The organism is Streptosporangium heterodermiicola (assembly GCF_051390675.1).
Taxonomy (GTDB): domain Bacteria; phylum Actinomycetota; class Actinomycetes; order Streptosporangiales; family Streptosporangiaceae; genus Streptosporangium.
Genome location: NZ_JBPJSR010000002.1, coordinates 643,206 through 661,721, shown reverse-complemented (window position 1 = coordinate 661,721; position 18,516 = coordinate 643,206). Strand labels below are relative to the sequence as shown.

Genomic DNA, 18,516 nt, shown 5'->3' with positions numbered 1-18,516 from the left:
ACTGTTCATTATTTAATGGGGAGGGTTCATGGCGGGGCGGCCGCGCACGATCAGCGAGGAGCGCATCATGGTCGCGCTCGCCGCGGCGGTCGGGCGGGTGGGGCCGGGCCGGCTGACGCTGGCCGACGTCGCCCGGGAGGCCGGGGTCTCGACGGGCGTGCTCGTCGGGCGGTACGGCAGCAAGCGCGACCTGCTGCTCGGATTCGTCCGGTGGGGGCTGGCGGAGAAGGCGTTCGTCCAGCGGATGCGGACCGCGTTCGAGTCCGCCGCCGATCCGGTGGAGGGGCTGATCCGGGCGGTGGTACGCAGTGCCGGGCGCGACGCCGAGCCGGAGGAGTTCGCCAACCACCTGGCGTTCCTGCACCTGGAGCTGGCCGACCCCGAGTTCCGCGGGCTCCTGGGTGAGCACGACGCGGCGGTCCGCGCCGAGTTCGCCGCCTACCTGGGGTCCGCGGTGGCGAGCGGGCACCTGGTGAAGGACGCCGACGTGGACGCGCTCGCCGCCGCCGTCGACTCCATCCGCAACGGCACCCAGCTCACCTGGGCGATGACCAGATCGGAGCCGCTGGCCGAGGCGCTCCGCCGGGACCTGAGCACGCTGCTCACCCCTTATCGGCGCGACAAGGAGGACCGGTGACGGACAAGCCGGTGACAAACCAACCAGTGATGGACAAGCTCGTGACAGACAAGCCGGGGACAGGTGAGCCGGGGGCGGACAAGCCGCTGGCGGGGCAGGTCGCCCTCGTGAGCGGGGCCACCCGCGGCGGGGGCCGGGGAACAGCCGTCCAGCTCGGCGTGGCCGGCGCGACCGTCTACGTCACCGGCCGCAGCACGGCGGCGGCGAGATCGCCGATGAACCGCCCCGAGACCATCGAGGAGACCGCCGCCCTGGTGACCGCCGCCGGAGGTCACGGCATCGCCGTCCCCACCGACCACCTGGACGTCGACCAGGTCCGCGAGCTGGTGGCGCGGATCGACCGCGAGCAGGACGGCAGGCTCGACATCCTGGTCAACAACGTCTGGGGCGGGGACCCGCTGACGGTGTGGGACAAGCCGCTGTGGGAGCAGCCTCTCGACGGCGGCCTGCAGCTGCAGCGGCAGGCGGTGCACACGCACATCATCACCAGCTGGCACGCGCTGCCGCTGATGGTGGCCCGTCGCCGCGGCCTGGTCGTGGAGGTGACCGACGGCACCGACGAGCAGGACTACCGGGGCACCTTCTTCTACGACCTGGCCAAGGCGAGTGTCATCCGGATGGCGCGGGCGCAGGCGGGTGACCTGCGGCCGCACGGTGTCACCGCCCTCGCGATCACGCCCGGGTTCCTGCGGTCGGAGGCGATGCTCGACCACTTCGGCGTCACCGAGGACACCTGGCGCGACGGCATCGCGCAGGATCCCTACTTCGCGCTGTCGGAGACACCCGTCTATCTCGGCCGCGCGGTGGCCGCGCTCGCCGCCGACCCCAAGGTGGACCGCTGGAGCGGGCGGTCGCTGGCGACCTGGCAGCTGGTCAAGGAGTACGGCTTCACCGACGCCGACGGCTCCCGGCCCGACTGGGGCGGCTACTACGGCGCGACCCAGAGCAAGGGCGTCGACGGCGTCGCCCCGGAGGACTACCGATGACCCGGTGAAGGACTGTCGGTGACCCGGTGACGATCGCACCGGCCGCCGTTCGAACGGGAGGGCGGCCGGCCGCTGTCCGGGCGGAGGACGGGCGGAAGACGGGCGGAGAGCAGGAGACCGGGCGGAGGACGGGCGGCCCCTGTACGGGCAGGGGCGGCCGGCCGTTATCCGGGCGGAGGGTAGAGGTCGAACCCGTACAGGCCCTGGTCGCCGCCCGCGGCCAGGGCGAAGCCGCTGGGGAACCAGGCGAGGCAGTTGAGGCCCGCCTCGACCCTGGCCCCGGCGGCGGACGACTCGCCGTACCTGTCCCACACCCGGATGGTGCCGTCGTCGGAGCAGGTGGCGAGCAGGTTGCTGTCCGGGGAGATCGCCACGCCGCGGATCCTTCCCTCGCCGCCGGACAGCCTCGCCCGTTCCCTGCCGCCCGCCGACCAGACACGGACGTCTCCGTCGTCGAAGCAGGCGGCCAGCCAGGTGCCGTCGGGGGCGATCGTCACCCCCCGGGCCGGTCCCGGGCACCCCTTGAGCGCGGCCCGCGCCTTACCGTCGGCTCCCCACAGGCCGGCCGTCCCGTTGGCGGAGAAGATGGCGAACCATCTGCCGTTCGGCGCCACGGTGATCTCGCCGATGTCCTCCACCCGGTTTCTCAGGGTGGCGTACCTGCGGCCGTCCGGTTTCCAGAGCTGGATCTTCCCGTAGATGGACAGGGTCGCGAGCCAGCCGCCTTCCGGGGAGATGAGGAGGTGGGCGGTCGCCCTGACGTTCGCGACCAGGACGGCGCGCTCGGTGCCGTCGGCCCACCACACGCGGGCGGTGCCGTCCTCGGAGCAGGTGGCGAGCCAGCTGCTGTCGGGCGCGATCGCCACCTCGCGCACCGGCCCGGTGTGACCGGCCAGCACCGCCCTCCTGCTGCCGCCCGCGCCCCACAGCCGTACGGTCCGGTCGGCCGACCAGGTGGCCAGCCAGGTGCTGTCGGGGGCGATCGCCACTCCGCGCAGGCGGCCCGCGTGCCCCGTCGGGATGGCCCGCCTGCGGCCACCGGCGCCGCGTATCCGGACGACGTGATCGGCCGACCAGACGGCGAGCCACGTCTTGTCCGGCGAGATCGCGCCGTGGTGGCTGTTCTCCAGGGGGACGGTGAGGGTCGCCCCCTCTATCCTGTCCTCGTTCCAGAGTTTCACCGACCCGTCACCGGAGTGCGTGGCGATCCAGCTTCCCTCGGGGGAGATCGTCACCTGGCGCACCGTCCCGGTCCGGCCCCTGCGGCTCTGCCGCGCGGTTCGCTCCGACTGCCAGATCCGGATCGTCCCCTCGTCGGAGCAGGCGGCGAGCCAGCCGCTGTCGGGCGCGATCACGACCTGGCGGACCGTACCCGCGTGACCCGTCAGAGCGGCCCGCTCGGCACCGTCGGCCTCCCACAACCGCACACTCCGATCACCGGAAAGCGTCGCCAGCCAACTCCCGTCCGGCGCGATCACCACCTGCCGGACCGTACCCGCGTGACCCGCCAGGACGGCCCGCTCGGCACCGTCGGCCTCCCACAACCGCACACTCCGATCACCGGAAAGCGTCGCCAGCCAACTCCCGTCCGGCGCGATCACCACCTGCCGGACCGCACCCGCGTGACCCGCCAGGACGGCCCGCTGCCTGCCGTCGGCCTCCCACAGGCGCACCGGACCGGTGGACGCCCAGGTGGCAAGCCACGAGCCGTCGGGCGAGATCCGCATCCCGGACGCCGCCCCGGTGTGTCCCGTCAGGACGGCCCGCTCGACACCGTCGATTCCCCACAGGCGGACGCTCCCGTCTCCCGAGAGGGTCGCCAGCCACGAGGCGTCGGGTGAGACGGCGATCCTGGAGACCTTGCCGATCGGCCTGTTCCTGCCGGAGACCTTCTCGTCCTCCTGGCTCCAGCCGCGCATCCGCAGGACGTCCTTCAGGCTTCGCGACTTGGTCCTCACCCTGACCCTGCTCCTGAGGACCAGGCGCTTCCCTCCGTCGGGGCTCCAGAGAACGGCCCCTCCCGTCGCGGAGAGGGTGGCCAGCCACGAGCCGTCCGGCGCGGCCACCATCCCGGCGAGCTTTCCCATCCCGCTGCGCAGGACGGCGCGCCTGCTGCCGTCGGGGTTCCAGAGGCGGCCCTTCCCGCTCGCGGAGAGGGTGGCCAGCCACGAGCCGTCGGACGCGGCCACCATCCTGACGAGTCTTCCCATCCCGTTGCGCAGGACGGCCTTCTCGGTGCCGCCGATCCCCCATATCTGCACCCTCCTGCTCCCGGAACGGGTCGCCAGCCACGAACCGTCAGGCGCGACGACGACCTCGTGCACCCGTCTGCCGTGGGTGGCCAGCGTGGTCCGGGTGGTGCCGTCGACCTTCCAGATCTGCGCGCCGCCGTCGCGGGCGTGCACGACGAACCGCGATCCGTCCGGGGTGACCGACACCTCGTCGAGCCGTCTCGTCGCCGAGGTCAGGGTCCGCAGGAGGCAGGTGGCGCCGTCGTCGGGCAGCGGCCAGCGGGCTCTCAGGAAGGTGGTCTCGTTCTCCTGGCTGTAGCGCTCGACCGATGCCCGCATCGGCGGGAACGCGTAGAGGCGGGCCAGCAGGTTCGCCGTGGAGGCGGCGTCCGACTCGAAGGGGGTGAGCAGGTGGGCGCTGCGGGCGATCAACCGGCGGACCCCGGCGACGGAACGGGAGGTCGACAGCGCCAGGTCCGACTCCGCCGCGGCCACCCCGAACACGCGTACGCGGGCGACGAACCACCGCACGTCGTGCAGGAGCGACTCCAGCTCCCGGTATCTCCTCGCCTCGGAGAGGTGGAACAGCAGGTGGTCCCAGAGGTAGGGGACGGTCTTGGGCAGCCTCCACCATTCGGCGTCGGCGGTGAGGTCGTCGTCGGGTATCAGGCTCCTCGCCTCGTCGAGGAGGTCGCGGTTGGCGGCCTCGGCGCGCTCCTTTCCCAGGCCCCCCTCCGAGCGGACGGCGGAACGGACGACGTCGTGGATCGTGATCGACGGCGCCGCCCCCCGCGTGTGGCGCCTGCCGACCAGCGAGAGGTCCTGCAGCCTTCCGCAGAGCCGCTCGGCCTGCTTGGAGGTGAGCCCCGCGGTGCCCCGCCAGAGGAGCTCGACGACGGTGAGCGGGATCTCGGTGTCCTCGGGGAAGACGCCCAGCTCCAGGAAGCGGGCGCGGTCGAACGCGCCGAGCGCCTCAAGGCTGTGCTCGACGGTGGCGAGCACCGCGGTCTCCCGCTGCGAGGCGGCGGTGACGTCCAGGACGGCGGGGACCGTACGGCCGAGCCGCTCGGCCGCCCGGCGCGCGGCGACGTCGGCGTTCGTCCCCGTGGCGTGCTCGTCGCGCAGCCGCGCGTTGACGAGGGACAGCAGCAGCGGCCATCTCCCCGTCAGGCCCACCAGGTCGCTGACGGCCCCGGGGTTCATCGGCGGCAGCCCCCGGCTCAGCACCTGGACGGCCACCCTCGGCGCCATCTCGTCGACGATCATCGCGATCGCCTTCGAGGGCAGTGCCCTGGGCAGCCGGGTCGTCACCAGCACCCGGGACCGCACGGCCGCGGACAGGAAGGGGCGCAGCTGCTTGAGGCTCCACACGTCGTCGACCACGAGCAGCACGCGGCCCCGCTCCGCCAGGGCCTCGGCCATCCGGTGACCGGCCTGCTCGGGGCTGGAGAACTCCGGCCGGACGCCCAGCACGGCCTCGGTGACGTCGTTGGCGAGCGCCGCGATGTCGGCACCGGCGCGGTCGCGGCCCACGGTGACCCAGATGACGCCGCCGCCGAACCGTTTGCGCACCTCGTCGCCGTGACACGCCTCCACGGCCAGGGAGGTCTTGCCGAACCCGCCCGCCCCGGCGAGGCCGGTGGTCAGCCCGACCGTGCCCGAGCCTTTCATCGTCAGGGTGGAGACCACGTCGTCCAGCTCGGTCCTGCGCACCCAGCCCGGCTGCCGGTCCGGCACCAGGAAGAGCCCGCCGCGCGTGCGCGACTCTCTCAGTTTCGGCGTCATCCATGCCAGCAGGACGACAAGGGAGGCGGTTAATCCGAAAATCGCGACCCATTCGATCCGGTGCTCGACGACCGTGTCCGGAAGATATTCCTCGACCATTCGCACCGGAAGTCCGACCAGGATTCCTAAAACCACCAGAATCGCCGTGGCGACATCGGTGATTCTTTTTGTGCGACGAGCCACCGCCCACCCCTACAGTGCCGACCCCTGCCCCGACGGGCGCCGGGAACCCTGGAGGCACGATATCTGTTCCCCATTGCCCTTGAGTTGAATCACCGAGGTTTTGGCAATTAAAGCGCAGGCGAAAAGCCGTGTTGCACACTTTGAGCTGCTATGTCCACGACGTCACACCCGCCATTCCGGATCCCATTCACGGGAGATCCTTTCCGTGACGCCACGGTCGCCCTTGGTGACCTCTCTCCTACTGTTCGGGAGTCTGTCAGCGGGGTCGCGGGGGCGAGCATGCAGGGTTCACGGGTTCACGGGGAGGGACTGGCCGGGCAAGGGGCCAAGGGGAGAGACGGGACGGGAGGGCGCGGGAACGGCGAAACCGCTCCCGCGCCCATCGGGCCGGAGACGGCGAGGGACGCCGTCGGGCCACGAAGGGCGCGGGAGCGGTTCAGGTCTTGCGGGGTCCGGGCCTTCGCGATCAGATCTGACCGTGAGGTCGCGGGTCTTCGGTGGGTCGTGGATCGGCCTGGACTAGCGCTGCAGGTCGACGCAGGAGTAGAAGGCGTTGGCGGTGTCGGCGATGTTCCAGACGGCGAGGACCTTCAGACGGCCGGTCCTGCCTCCCAGGTTCACGTTGTGCGAGACGGTGGCGCCGGGCTGCCTGCCGCCGTCGTTGAACACCGCGATCCGGGTGTTGCCGATGAAGTACTCCCACGTGCTGGTGGCGTGGCGGGCGGTCAGCACCCAGTTGAAGGTGACCGAGTTGCCCACGCTCGTCGCCGGCCAGCCCTTGCTCTCGTTGCTGAGCTGCGAGAACCGGGCGACGTTGGCGTGGCAGCTCTTCAGGCCCTTGGGACCCTCCACGCTCTGGGGCTCGTAGATGATGTCGCCGCAGCCGGTGACCCGGCCCTGGGCGCACATGGCCTGACGGCTCGGCGGAGACGAGATGTAGCCGTGCGCGTTGGCCGGTGAGGCGATGAACACGGTCGAGGCGATGGCGGTGATCGCCATCGCGAGGAAGGTGACCGTTCTGCGCATATCCTGCTCCTTCGCTGGGGGGTTGACTCGAATATAAAAGAAAGTTTCCTAACAGTAAATATTCGAGTCACGGAAGATTCGGGAGACGGTCAGGCGCGGACGGCGCACGGCGGCGAGGAGGGGGCGTGACCCGGACAGGGTCACGCCCCTCGAACACGGTGACGGTCAGGCCGTCAGGCCGTCTCCCCCCGGACGCGCAGGGCCGCCTCGACCATGTTCCTGAGGCTGGCCTCCGTCTCCGGGTAGCCGCGGGTCTTCAGGCCGCAGTCGGGATTGACCCAGAGCAGGGCCGGATCCACCGTGGCCACGGCCGTACGAAGAGCGGTCTCGATCTCCCCGGTCGAGGGCACCCTGGGCGAGTGGATGTCCCACACACCGGGCCCGATACCGCGCGTGTAGCCGAAGTCGCGCAGGTCGTCCAGGAGTTCCATCCGGGAGCGGGCCGCCTCGACGCTGGTCACGTCGGCGTCCAGGTCGCCGATCGCGCCGATGATCTCCCCGAACTCCGAGTAGCACATGTGGGTGTGGATCTGCGTGCTGTCGGCCACCCCGCTGGTCGCGAGCCGGAACGCGGCGACCGCCCACTCCAGGTAGGCCCCGCGGTCGGCCCGCCGCAGCGGCAGCAGCTCGCGCAGCGCGGGCTCGTCGACCTGGATGATCCTGATGCCCGCCGCCTCCAGGTCGCGGGTCTCGTCGCGCAGCGCGAGCGCCACCTGCCTGGCCGTCTCGCCCAGCGGCTGGTCGTCGCGGACGAAGGACCAGGCCAGCATGGTCACCGGCCCGGTGAGCATGCCCTTGACCGGCTTCTTCGTCCGCGACTGCGCGTAGGAGGCCCAGCGCACCGTCATCGGCTCGGGACGGGAGACGTCGCCGAACAGGATCGGCGGGCGGACGTAGCGGCTGCCGTACGACTGCACCCAGCCGTGCTCGGTGGCGGCGTAGCCCTCCAGCGTCTCGGCGAAGTACTGGACCATGTCGTTGCGCTCGGGCTCGCCGTGCACCAGCACGTCCAGGCCGATGTCCTCCTGCAGCGCGATGACACGGTCGATCTCGGCCTCCATCCTGCGCTCGTACCCGGCCCTGTCGATCTCGCCCGAGCGCACGGCGGCGCGGGCCTGGCGCACCTCGCCGGTCTGCGGGAAGGAGCCGATGGTGGTGGTCGCCAGCGGCGGCAGGCCCAGGTCGGCGTTCTGCAGGGCGAGCCGTTCGGCGTGCGGGGCGCGCGGGGTGCCCTCGCCCAGGGCGTCCAGCCGAGCCCGCACCCGGGGGTTGAGGAACCGCTCGACGCTCCTCTCCCCCGCGACGACCTCCTCGCCGTTCAGCGCCCTGCCGATCCGTACGACCTCGTCGACCTTCTGCCTGGCGAAGGCGAGCCGCTCGCGCAGCCTCGGGTCCAGCGAGGTCTCGGCGTCCAGGTCGAGCGGGACGTGCAGCAGCGAGCAGGAGGTGCTCACCACCAGCCGGTCGCTCAGGCCGAGCAGCGCGGCGCAGGTCGCCAGCGCCTTCGCGGTGTCGGTACGCCAGACGTTGCGGCCGTCGACGACCCCGGCGACGAGGGTCTTGCCGGGCAGCCCGCCGGCGGCGGCCAGCGCCTCCAGGTTGCCGGGCGCCGAGACGAAGTCCAGGCCGACGGCCTCGATCGGGCTGCGGGCCAGGATCTCCAGCGCGGGCCCGATCTCCCCGAAGTAGGTGGCCACCAGCAGCCGGGGACGGCTGCTCAGCTCGCCCAGCCGCGCGTAGGCCCGGCGCAGCGCGGCCAGCTCCTCGTCCGTACGGTCGGCGGCGAGCACCGGCTCGTCCAGCTGCACCTCGGCCACCCCCGCCGCGGCGAGCCGTTCCAGCAGCTCGGCGTACGTCTCCAGCAGGCCGTCCAGCAGCCGCAGCGGCGCGAAGCCCGGCTCGGTGGACTTGGCCAGCAGCAGGAACGACAGCGGCCCGACCAGCACCGGCCGGGTCTCGACGCCCAGCCGCCGCGCCTCGGCGTACTCGGCCAGCGGCTTGCTCCAGTCGAGCCGGAACCGGGTCTCGGGGCCCAGCTCGGGAACCAGGTAGTGGTAGTTGGTGTCGAACCACTTGGTCATCTCCAGCGGCGCGACCCCCTCGGCGCCGCGGGCCATCGCGAAGTACGGATCCGCGACCCCGGAAAACCGCTCGGGCACCGCACCCACCAACGCGATCGCGTCCAACACCTGGTCATACAACGAGAACGTGTTGGACGGCACCCCATCCAACCCCGCCCCCGACAACTCCCGCCACACCCCTAGCCGCAAACCAGCGGCCGTCTCTCTCAGACCGGCGGCGTCCGTGCGCCCGGCCCAGTAATCCTCCGTCGCCCGCTTCAACTCGCGACGGCCCCCGATACGCGGGTACCCCAAAACGGTCGTGGTGACCTTGCTCATGGCGTCCTTCCCTCGGCTCATGCCATGCCGACCCACAGCCACGAGCGAGGACATGCGAAAGACGCATCCCAGGCCCTCCCACGAGGCCACGGATCACCGCACACCGGACGGCGCACGAGCGACTGGCAGGTCTTCGGACTCGCGGGCGTCCTACACACTTCCTACTGACCGTCGCTTCCCAGATGCACACACACCCAGTGCCAATGACGGCGTTCGTTCCCACTCACCGCTGCGGGGCAGTCCCGGAATCACACCGGGTTCCCTCTTACGACTCCCGGCACCACCACGGCCCCGGGAGAACCAACCGCGCCACGAGCATAACCCGCCCCCACCCTCCGGCAGAGCCACCACCCGCCTCCCCCGGAAAGCACGGATCACCACGAGGTATCAAGACTCCCGGGGCAACGACCGGCAAACGCGCTCAGACGGCACCGGCCAGGTCGCGCATGTGCGGCTACCGGGAGCTGCGGAGCGAACTGGTCCACGACACGAGCGACGACCCGATCACCGGGGAATGGCAACCGACCCTGACCCCTGAGGAGTGGCTGGCCGTACGGGACATCCTCGACAGCCCGCAAGGGACACACCGTCAAGCGGGGCGGCGCCGTAGGTGCTCCCCTCCCCTTGGACTACCGAGAGCATCGCTACCTGCTGAACGGTGTGCTGCGCTGCGGTCGTCCCGTCGAGGGCGGGGGCGTGTGCAACGTACCGCTGAGGACCAGGAAGACGAAGGACGGCAAGCGACACATCTACTTCTGTCCCGGTCAGGACGTGGGCGGCTGCGGCGGAGTCGCGCGACGCGGGGATCTGGTCGACTTCGCCATCTCGGAACTCGTGCTCGGTCAGATGGAACTCGCCCAGTACACGGACGTGGACGACGCTCCGCTGTGGACCAGGGAAGAGGAACTCAGCGACGTGGAGGAGCAACTGGAGGAACTGACCCGGCAGTGGCGGGCGCGGAACATCTCCAACAACCTCTACTTCCGCAACGCCGCCGACCTGGAAAGCGACATCGCCCGGTTGCGGGCGGAGAAGAACAAGATCACGGGACGGGCGGAACGCCAGCGGGCGAGCATGGTCACCGACATCAAGGAGATCCGGCGGCGCTGGTACCTCCCGGAAGCGGAGGGTGGACTACCGCTGTCCCGGAAGAGGGCGCACGTCCGGGAGATGCTGCACGCGGTGATCGTGTATCCGGCGGGCAAGGGGCGGGCCACCTTCGACCCCGACCTCCTCGAACCGGTGTGGATGGAGTAAGACGTCCTGGGACGTCCTCGCCTCCAAGGGAGCTGAGCACCTGACCGACAGGTGACAGCTCCCTTACTTGTTGCCCCTGACGATCAGATGCAGCCGTACGCAGCCGGACGTCAGTGGACGCAGCCGGACGCCACCGGACGACAGGGGACGGCTCGAAGGACGTCCCGGCGGAAATTCCCGCACGCATAATTTCCCGGTCACCGTGGCAAAATGACCATAGATAATTTCCCCCGTCTTTCGGGAAGCAGCGAGAGACCAGACGCGACACATTCGAGCGCAGTACGCCACCGGGCACCATGAAGACGAGAGCCGTTCCGCTGGGGGGACCCGGCCAGCGGTAGGCCAGCAGTACAGGCAGCGCTCACTGGTTCACCGTCGCGCGACCTCGACACTCCATCAATCTCGCTGACGAGTGCCGTTCCTGCGCAGTCATGTCTTTTCCGTATGCCTGCCGATGGCACCTGCCTTTTCCCGAAATGGCGTGGGAACTCCGCAGAGAGAAGGGAGTCCTTTGGTACCTCCCGAACTGGTACCGCACGCCGCGCTTGTACGGGAGTGGTCCAAGCGCAAGATCGCCGAGTCGCCTCGGTGGTCACCCGAGAAATGGCGGCGCATCGCCGCCATCCACGGCATCGAGCTGGCCGACGGGCCGACTCGCGCCGAACCCCCGTCCCTCGAAGCCGAGAGGGGGGCCGCGTGAACCCGGCCCCCTCCTTCGCCCCTGACATCCTGGCCGCCCTGCAACGCGCGACCATGCCCGACTTCGCCCGGTGGCAACGCATGGTCTACGCCACGGGCGGCTGTGCCCAACCGGTCCGCCTGCACGGGGAACGCCTGACCTTCGACGGCGCGACCGGTGAGATCCTCGACGTCTACCGAACGGCCGACGAACCGACCGGGTTCCTACTCACCGCCTGCGGCAACCGTCGCGCCTCCCGATGCGCGGCCTGCTCGGCGGTCTACAAAGACGACACCTACCACCTCATCATCTCCGGCCTACGCGGCGGCAAGGGCGTCCCCGAAGACGTGGGCGGCCACCCCCGGGTGTTCGCCACCTTCACCGCTCCCTCCTTCGGCGCGGTCCACGCTCACCGCACAGGCAAGGACGGCAAGACCCTGCCCTGCCGTCCCCGGCGCGACTCCCCCACCTGCCCCCATGGCCGATACGAGGGCTGCGGCAGACGCCATGACCGCGATGACCCGCAAGCAGGGCAACCGCTCTGCGTGGACTGCTACGACTACCAGGGCGCGGTCTTGTGGAACGCTCACGCGGGAGAGCTGTGGCGCCGCTTCACCCAGGCACTCCCCGCTGTCCTGGCCCGGCAGCTCGGCGTGCCTCGTGCTCACCTGCGGGAGGTGCTGCGCCTGTCGTATGCCAAGGTCGCCGAGTACCAAGCGCGCGGCCTGGTCCACTTCCACGCGGTGATCCGCCTCGACGGCCCGGACGGTCCTGCCTCCCCTCCCCCGGACTGGGCAACCGTCCCGCTGCTGGACACCGCGATCCGGCAAGCCGCCGAACAGATCGTGGTGCCTGCCTCTAAACAGTCGCCGGATGCTCCTCCCCCGGTTCTGCTGCGCTGGGGTGACCAACTCGACGTGCGACCGGTCTACCTCTCCACCGACCTGGACGGTGTGAGTGATCAGCGGGTGGCGTCGTACGTGGCCAAGTACGCGACCAAGGGCGCCGAGTCGGCGGGCACGGTGGACCGACGCATCCGTGACGCTCGGGACATCCCCCGACTCGACGCGACCGAACACGCCCGACGCATGATCCTGACCTGCTTCACCCTGAACCGTCTGCCTCAATACCGGCTGCTCCCACTACGGCATTGGTCGCACATGCTAGGCTACCGGGGCCACTTCTCCACCAAGAGCCGTTACTACTCCACGACTCTCGGCGAGCTCCGCCGGACCCGTGCCGACTACCGGGCCGCGCAAGCTCGGATGATCCTCGGCCTGCCCGATCCTGCCGAAGAGACCACGCTCACCCTGTCTGAGTGGCGCTACGCCGGAAGCGGCCACCGACACGGCGAACCCTTCTGGGCGGAGCTGGCTCGACAATGCATTACTACCGCTCGCCGAATGGCTCGTGAGCGTGATCATCTGGGCTCCGGCTGACATCTGTCTTCAGCCATGCACGGAACGCTTCGCTTTCTACGACTTGGTGAGGACGTACAGCAGCGCGGCCATGCTGGTGCCGCTCACGATGTCGCCCTTGCCGACCAGGTCGCCGATGTCGGTGAGGGGGACCCACTCGATGCGCTCGGCCTCCCACGTCTCGGTCGGCGGGCCGATGTAGGTGGCGCTGTCGGCACGGAAGATGTGGTGGACCGAGTCGGAGATGCCGTTGGTCGGCTGGACGCACAGCAGCGGGCGCAACGACACGGGCCGCCATCCGGTCTCCTCCTCGACTTCCCGCGCGGCGGCGGCGATCGGTTCCTCATCGTCCTCGATCTTGCCGATGGGGATCTCCCAACCCCAGGAGTCGGTGATGAAGCGGTGCCGCCAGATCAGCAGCACCCGGTGCCGATCGTCGGTGACGACGGCCCCGGCTCCTGGCGCGGTACGGATCAGCCGGTGGTCCAGGTGCCTGCCGTCGGGAAGCTCCACATCCGCCACCCGGACATCAAGCCACCGGTCGGTGTAGAGAGGTTCTTCGGAGTGGACCTGCCAGCGCATGCGGCGTGCTCCCAGCGTGGTTACCTGATTTCGGCACCACGCTACAAGGGCACGCGTGCCTGCTGGTGCGCCCGCGTCAGAAACTCATCGACCACGCGGGCGTCGAAGGGCCGTAGAGCGTCGGCCACCATGGCGACCCGTTCGGCGATGCGTTCGGACTCCATGCCCTGTGCGCGGTCGAGCATCATCTCAGCGGTAGTGACGGCCTGATCCAGGTCGCCGCGTTCAGTCAGGACAAGGGCGAGAGTCGCCAACCGGTGAGTCTGGCCGCGCAGATGGCAGGTATCGGCGGAACGAAGCGCTTCCTCGGCATAGGTTTGAGCGGCCATGAGGTCACCAAGCCGTCGCAGAGCTTCCGCGTGCTGGCACTCCAGCAAGCCCGGCTGCACGTATCCGGTTTCGGGTGGCTCGTTGTCGTGGCGGATTTGAGCGGCAGTGGCCTCCGAACGGCGCAGGTGCGCATGACAGCTCGCCCGATCTCCCATTCGCGCGTATGCCTTGGCTTGGAGCGTGTGTAGGTCAGTGACCAGGGCTGGACTCAGGTGACCACGCGCGCCGCGCAACGCGGTCTCGGCGTACTGGAGGACGTACCGGTATTTCGCCCGGGACATGGCCTGATTCGCCAGCAGGGCGACCACGTAACCCCCGAACGCCAGGTTCCCTGATGCTTTGGCCATCCGCAGGGCGTGGAACAGGTAGCGCTGAGAAAGTGCCTGGCGGTCGGAGTCGTAGGCACAGATGCCCGCGAGCGCGACCAAGCCACCGGCTGCCCGAAACAGCTCCCGGCCGGTGCGGTCGTCATGACCGCCCTTCAGCAGGGGTGTCACGTTGGCGTTGAGGAAGGCCACGATGCGTGGACGTACCGGCACGCCGCCAACCCGGCGGTACATCTGTTCGTAGCGGTTGCGCGCGTCCTTGAGGATTTGGACGTCATTCATACTCACGGCGCGTGGGCCTCGGTGGGAGACGTCCAGCTCGTGAGGAGGGTTCTCCCACTCGAAGACAGGCGCCACGGCGGCCGGTCCGTCGATCATCAAAGCACCCGTCAGGAAGACCTTGTTGCTGAGATCCCCACGCCACAACGCGACGGCCTGATCAACTGCTCGCGGCAAATCCGGTTCGTCGTGGCCTGTTCCGGTCCGCACCATGCCGATGTCCGTGAGCGACAGGGACCGACGGACCTTGTCCCCGATGATCTCGCAGATGATTTCCGGTACGTCTCCTCTGGGGATCGCCCGGTCTCTGATCCATCGGGCGACAGCGGTGTGGTCGTAACGGGTCGGGCGTCGGGCGGTGGATGTGGCCTTGTTGATGCGCGTGGCGAGCCCGGAGTGTGAGATCCCCGCCTCGGCGAGCAGAGCGTCAAGCAGGATGTTCGGCTCGCTCATGGACCTGCCTTCCGTGGGCTGCCGCTCTTGCACGGAGTGTAAACAGGCTCGCGTGTTCCGGACAGGTCATCTACTCAGGGTGACTGTCACGACTGGATCGCTTTCACACGGGGTGTGAACCGGCTCCCATATCCACGGTCGATCACACGCTTATGCTCCCTCGGCCACGGGCGGTCCACTGGGTACATGAATCCGTCGATGACCGGTATGGATCTTGCCGCGCTGACTCCTGTCGACGCGGCCGAGGAGCTTCGGACCGAACTGGGACGGCTGGGCATCAAGGCTGACGTTCATGACGGGTACGGCCTGGCACTGGTGTCGGTCTGGGTGGGGTTGGTCGTCTGGTGCAAGGACGATCGTTACTGGTGGCGTACCGGCTGGGACGCCCGACGTCACCGGCCCGTCTACGCCTGGCACCCGGCGATGGACGCTGTCCGGGCCGCTCGCCGGATCGCGTTTCGCTATGCGGAACTGCGTGAGATTCATCCCCCGTCCGAGCTGGCGGCGGGGGCGCGTTGTGATCCTGCTTGACGAGTGCGTGAGCCCGCACGTGGCCATGGTTCAGCGGGATCACGTACGGCTGGAATGGCGGCAACCGTACGCGGACTCGGTGCTTGAGCGGGCTCGCCCGGTGCTGTGGACCTGCCTGTGCCGCGCCACGGCCTACGAACTGTACGAGGGTGGCGGGCAGGCTTTCATTCGGCGAACCGTCCAACTCGATCGCAGTCCCGAAGTCCATGACACCTTCATCTATTCGATCAGTGAAGCTCGGGCCGTCTGGACAGGGCTCCTGTCTGGAAGTGCCCGTTAGACGGCGTGGTGGCGTGAGATCTGGAGGGACTCACGCCACCACGCCTGCCAGAAATACACTGATCGCAGCCCGGCGAACCATGTGCGGGAGTGGAGACGGCCGGCGCCAATGCGAAGCACCCCAAAGGGGCCGCGTAGCGGTTGGGGCCGGCGGTCGCAGCGGGCGAAACTTCTAAACTTCCCCGAGATACAGCAGTAAGACGTTATGATCTCAAAATGCCCGACACTTCGAACCACAACGATGCCCGGATCAAGCGATGGCAGCGTCTCCTGGAAACTCGGGCACCAGTTCAGGTTGAATCTATTAAGATTTTCGAATCGGATGTCTTTGAACCACAAGTGATCGAGCTTAATCGGGCAACGGCTGTTGTCGGCTCTCACGGCACCGGAAAGACAGTCTTACTGCGCTTAATAGAAGCTTCTTTGGGCTACTTAATCCCAAGTTACTCACCACCACTATTTGTCGACACTCTATATGGGGACAGAGCTAGCAGCGCACTAAAGTCTATAGTTGAAATAACCGTGAGGAAACTTAATTCTAGGGTAACACGGACTATAGATTTGACGTGGCCAGCAAAACGTCGCCACGAAATATGGAAGGATGACTTTGGCGGCAATTCAATAGCTATCTACAATAGCGCAATTAGCGCTTTCGGTGAATTGCAAATATTGTACGATGACTATCCGCGCAACGGCAGTTTTGTTTCCAAAGAGCGCTCCATCTATCAATTAAGTCGCGTAGATCTCGACGGCATAAGAAATATACTTGGGCGTAACTATGATCAAGTTACCGTTAATCCTGTTGTCATCTCAGAAGGCACTGCTGATACGCACGAAGAGTGCTGCCCCTATGTAATAGCAACCAGCGGCGATCATATTATAGACAGTGGGAAAATGAGCCTTGGAGAAATTTGGGTTCACTATGTTTTAAACTGGACGATGACAACATATTTAGAACCCGGGGATTTGATCATGGTGGATGAGCCCGAGAGCTTCCTTTCCAGCATGGGTCAGCGACCCATGATTGACGAAATCGCAAGGCGAACACTTGCAAAAGAAGCACAACTGCTTGTGGCAACACATTCACCTGAAGTCCTGGGTCGCTTCCCACTTGAAAATATTAGAATGTGCGTCAGGAATGGACAAAAGATCAGAGTAATCACACCGAATTCTAGAGCTCAAATAAGAGATTCCGTTGGCATCGAAACACCAGTAAAGGCTTTCGTCTTAGTGGAGGACGAGTTCGCGAAGACCTTATTTCAGTCCTTGTGCGGAGAGCTAGCACCTTGGTTATTGCGTGAGTTGGAGATAATTTCCGCTGGAAGCGCCTCCGAAGTACTATCTGGAATACGCGTATTCGCACGATCTTCCCAATTCAAATCATTTGCAATCCTAGACGGAGATCAAAGAGATTCGTCGCTGGCAAAAAAGTCCAGCGACCTTAAAATCCTCTTTTTACCTGGCAGCCAAGAGCCGGAGGACGAGCTTTTAAACAATGCGACTTTAGAGTTGGAATGGCTATCTGAAATACTTGCTAGGTCTGTTGACCACCTCCTTTCCGCCATTTCTGACTGTTCCAACCTCGACCATCAATACAAATTGAAGTTTTTGGCAACGCGCCTGGGTCATCATGAAGCTTTTTTGATTCACAGCTTAATTCGCGCATGGCTCCGCAATCCGCAGGTCAAGCAAGAAGCAGATAGCATAATCGCTACGATTGAAGGTGCAAGCCTCTAGGATTAGAATCTGAATGTTAAGCACTGAGAGTCGACAGAAACACACAGTACCTTCGGATTACAGAGCTGACGATACGGCATAGAAAAATGCTTGCATCGCTTGCGTTGCCATAGTCATTCGATGGCAAGTCCCGACGAAGGAGGGACGCGGCAGCCGATCGCCCGACTGAGCGCGGTGATATTCGAAGTGAGCGATCGTCACGGCCTTCGTGCTTACGGCCCCTCATAGGGGAAATGAGGATTTAAAGGCAAACTCACAGTTCGATGAGCCTGTAATACTGGCTGTTGTCGAGGAAAATGCAGTGAACCTTCGGTTGTGCCGAATATCCCAGCTGTTTGCTGCAGCGGTAAGTGGCTGGTGATAGCGCGTTGACGGTCGGCGAGCACATTCGGTACGGCGGGCAGGCTGGTGTGGCGGGCGGCGGGGTCCGGCCACCCGCGCCGGGCGGGCGCGGGACGGGACCGGCCTCCAGGCCGCATGCCCGGCCCCGATGTCCGTCCGGCGCGGGTGGGCGTGCCCCGCCGTGCAACGGCGCGAAGCGCTGACGCCTTAGTTCTACCTGAAGCCGCCAGTGACAATCAGATGATCGTCTCAGAGAATCCGAGAGATACCGAGAACATTGAAATCCATTCATTTAGCATCAGAATTCGGCATCCAAAATGCCAATCTCCTCACAAACAGAAAGATGCAGCTCCGATGAAATTTCAGAAAGTTCCTCCGAAATATCACGTTCAGTCAGTTCTACGAAAGAAGGACAAGGGCTTTCAAAGATTTCATCAGACCAATCGGCGACATGACATATGATCGTTCCGGCAATTTCGGGCACCTTGGTATTTTCCCAGACTAACTTAAAACTTATAGACGAAACCATGGCGTCCGCAAATCGTTCGATTGATTCTCTTCTGAGCTCTGCGATTTTTTCGGCGGAGGAATTCGCTTTCGCCTTCGCGGCGCCGAGCGCTTGTGTGGAAAAAACCCAAGCAGCGAAGTTTGCCCTGAACTCCTGATAGGAAGAGGCCAGCGCGATCTGATCAGATCTCCCTCCAAAATTAAACAAAAGCGGGTTAAGGTTGGCCTTGTATTGCCGCATAGCCTTGCGATCGAGAGGGTTATTTGGGTCGTCGAATCGTGTGTGGCAGTTTGGACATAGGGCGATTAAGTTTTTGAATTCATGCTTTCTTGCTTTTGCCCACGGGATGATATGTGCGATCTCTACCGGCGTGGCACGGCAGGTCGGGATTGCGCAGCGATGGCCAGCCTCGATGAGGACGCGTCGTCGTAGATCACGGGGTATAGCAGGTCGCTTCGTGCTCATAACCGCATGCTAACGATGCACACCGACAGCAAAGGAGGCAACGCTAACCAGGTGAGGTCGGCGGAACAGCTTTGGGTGAGGCT

The 18,516-nt window shown here is 66.4% G+C and carries 13 protein-coding genes and 1 riboswitch; of the genes, 7 read left to right on the top strand and 6 right to left on the bottom strand.

Annotation, left to right across the window (positions count from 1 at the left end; translation table 11 throughout):
• The first annotated feature begins 28 nt into the window (after positions 1-28).
• The gene (locus ACSC1Q_RS06730; protein WP_436757771.1) at positions 29-637 is read left to right on the top strand and encodes a TetR/AcrR family transcriptional regulator; all 609 of its coding nucleotides are present in this window, start codon (positions 29-31) and stop codon (positions 635-637) included.
• A gap of 29 nt (positions 638-666) precedes the next feature.
• The gene (locus tag ACSC1Q_RS06725) at positions 667-1,623 is read left to right on the top strand and encodes an SDR family oxidoreductase (protein ID WP_436757770.1); all 957 of its coding nucleotides are present in this window, start codon (positions 667-669) and stop codon (positions 1,621-1,623) included.
• A 164-nt stretch (positions 1,624-1,787) separates the two neighbouring features.
• Here the strand turns inward: ACSC1Q_RS06725 and ACSC1Q_RS06720 are convergent, their stop codons facing one another.
• The 3 genes from ACSC1Q_RS06720 to metE form a co-directional block, all read right to left on the bottom strand.
• On the bottom strand, positions 1,788-5,639 hold the full coding sequence (locus tag ACSC1Q_RS06720; RefSeq protein ID WP_436757769.1) for an NB-ARC domain-containing protein: 3,852 nt from the start codon (positions 5,637-5,639) through the stop codon (positions 1,788-1,790).
• A gap of 702 nt (positions 5,640-6,341) precedes the next feature.
• A complete protein-coding gene (locus ACSC1Q_RS06715; RefSeq protein ID WP_436757768.1) occupies positions 6,342-6,848 on the bottom strand; it encodes a lytic polysaccharide monooxygenase auxiliary activity family 9 protein in 507 nt (168 codons plus the stop codon).
• A gap of 173 nt (positions 6,849-7,021) precedes the next feature.
• Positions 7,022-9,247, bottom strand: a complete 2,226-nt coding sequence (gene metE / locus ACSC1Q_RS06710) for a 5-methyltetrahydropteroyltriglutamate--homocysteine S-methyltransferase (protein WP_436757767.1) — start codon at positions 9,245-9,247, stop codon at positions 7,022-7,024.
• 107 nt (positions 9,248-9,354) lie between these two features.
• Positions 9,355-9,567, bottom strand: a riboswitch (cobalamin riboswitch).
• A gap of 304 nt (positions 9,568-9,871) precedes the next feature.
• Between metE and ACSC1Q_RS06705 the strand changes: the two genes are divergently transcribed.
• The 3 genes from ACSC1Q_RS06705 to ACSC1Q_RS06695 all read left to right on the top strand — a co-directional run bounded on the left by ACSC1Q_RS06705 (position 9,872) and on the right by ACSC1Q_RS06695 (position 12,622).
• Entirely contained in the window at positions 9,872-10,504 is a 633-nt protein-coding gene (locus tag ACSC1Q_RS06705; protein ID WP_436757766.1) for a hypothetical protein, read from the top strand.
• A gap of 511 nt (positions 10,505-11,015) precedes the next feature.
• Positions 11,016-11,204 (top strand): hypothetical protein, encoded by a 189-nt coding sequence (locus ACSC1Q_RS06700; RefSeq protein ID WP_436757765.1) that lies wholly within the window; start codon positions 11,016-11,018, stop codon positions 11,202-11,204.
• Positions 11,201-12,622, top strand: coding sequence for a replication initiator (locus ACSC1Q_RS06695; RefSeq protein ID WP_436757764.1), 1,422 nt, complete (start codon positions 11,201-11,203; stop codon positions 12,620-12,622). The genes ACSC1Q_RS06700 and ACSC1Q_RS06695 overlap by 4 nt, the downstream gene beginning before the upstream one ends.
• 36 nt (positions 12,623-12,658) lie before the next feature.
• Here ACSC1Q_RS06695 and ACSC1Q_RS06690 read toward each other — a convergent pair whose 3' ends face one another.
• Both ACSC1Q_RS06690 and ACSC1Q_RS06685 read right to left on the bottom strand, forming a co-directional pair.
• The gene (locus ACSC1Q_RS06690) at positions 12,659-13,183 is read right to left on the bottom strand and encodes an NUDIX domain-containing protein (protein WP_436757763.1); all 525 of its coding nucleotides are present in this window, start codon (positions 13,181-13,183) and stop codon (positions 12,659-12,661) included.
• Between the two features lie 41 nt (positions 13,184-13,224).
• Entirely contained in the window at positions 13,225-14,571 is a 1,347-nt protein-coding gene (locus tag ACSC1Q_RS06685) for an NsdA family TPR-like regulatory protein (protein ID WP_436757762.1), read from the bottom strand.
• Positions 14,572-14,757: 186 nt separating this feature from the next.
• On the opposite strand from ACSC1Q_RS06685, the gene ACSC1Q_RS06680 reads away from it, so the two are divergent.
• Together ACSC1Q_RS06680 and ACSC1Q_RS06675 are read left to right on the top strand one after the other, a co-directional pair.
• A complete protein-coding gene (locus ACSC1Q_RS06680) occupies positions 14,758-15,102 on the top strand; it encodes a hypothetical protein (RefSeq protein WP_436757761.1) in 345 nt (114 codons plus the stop codon).
• A gap of 495 nt (positions 15,103-15,597) precedes the next feature.
• Entirely contained in the window at positions 15,598-17,118 is a 1,521-nt protein-coding gene (locus ACSC1Q_RS06675) for an OLD family protein (protein WP_436757760.1), read from the top strand.
• A gap of 640 nt (positions 17,119-17,758) precedes the next feature.
• Here ACSC1Q_RS06675 and ACSC1Q_RS06670 read toward each other — a convergent pair.
• On the bottom strand, positions 17,759-18,433 hold the full coding sequence (locus tag ACSC1Q_RS06670) for an HNH endonuclease (RefSeq protein ID WP_436757759.1): 675 nt from the start codon (positions 18,431-18,433) through the stop codon (positions 17,759-17,761).
• Positions 18,434-18,516 lie beyond the last annotated feature (83 nt).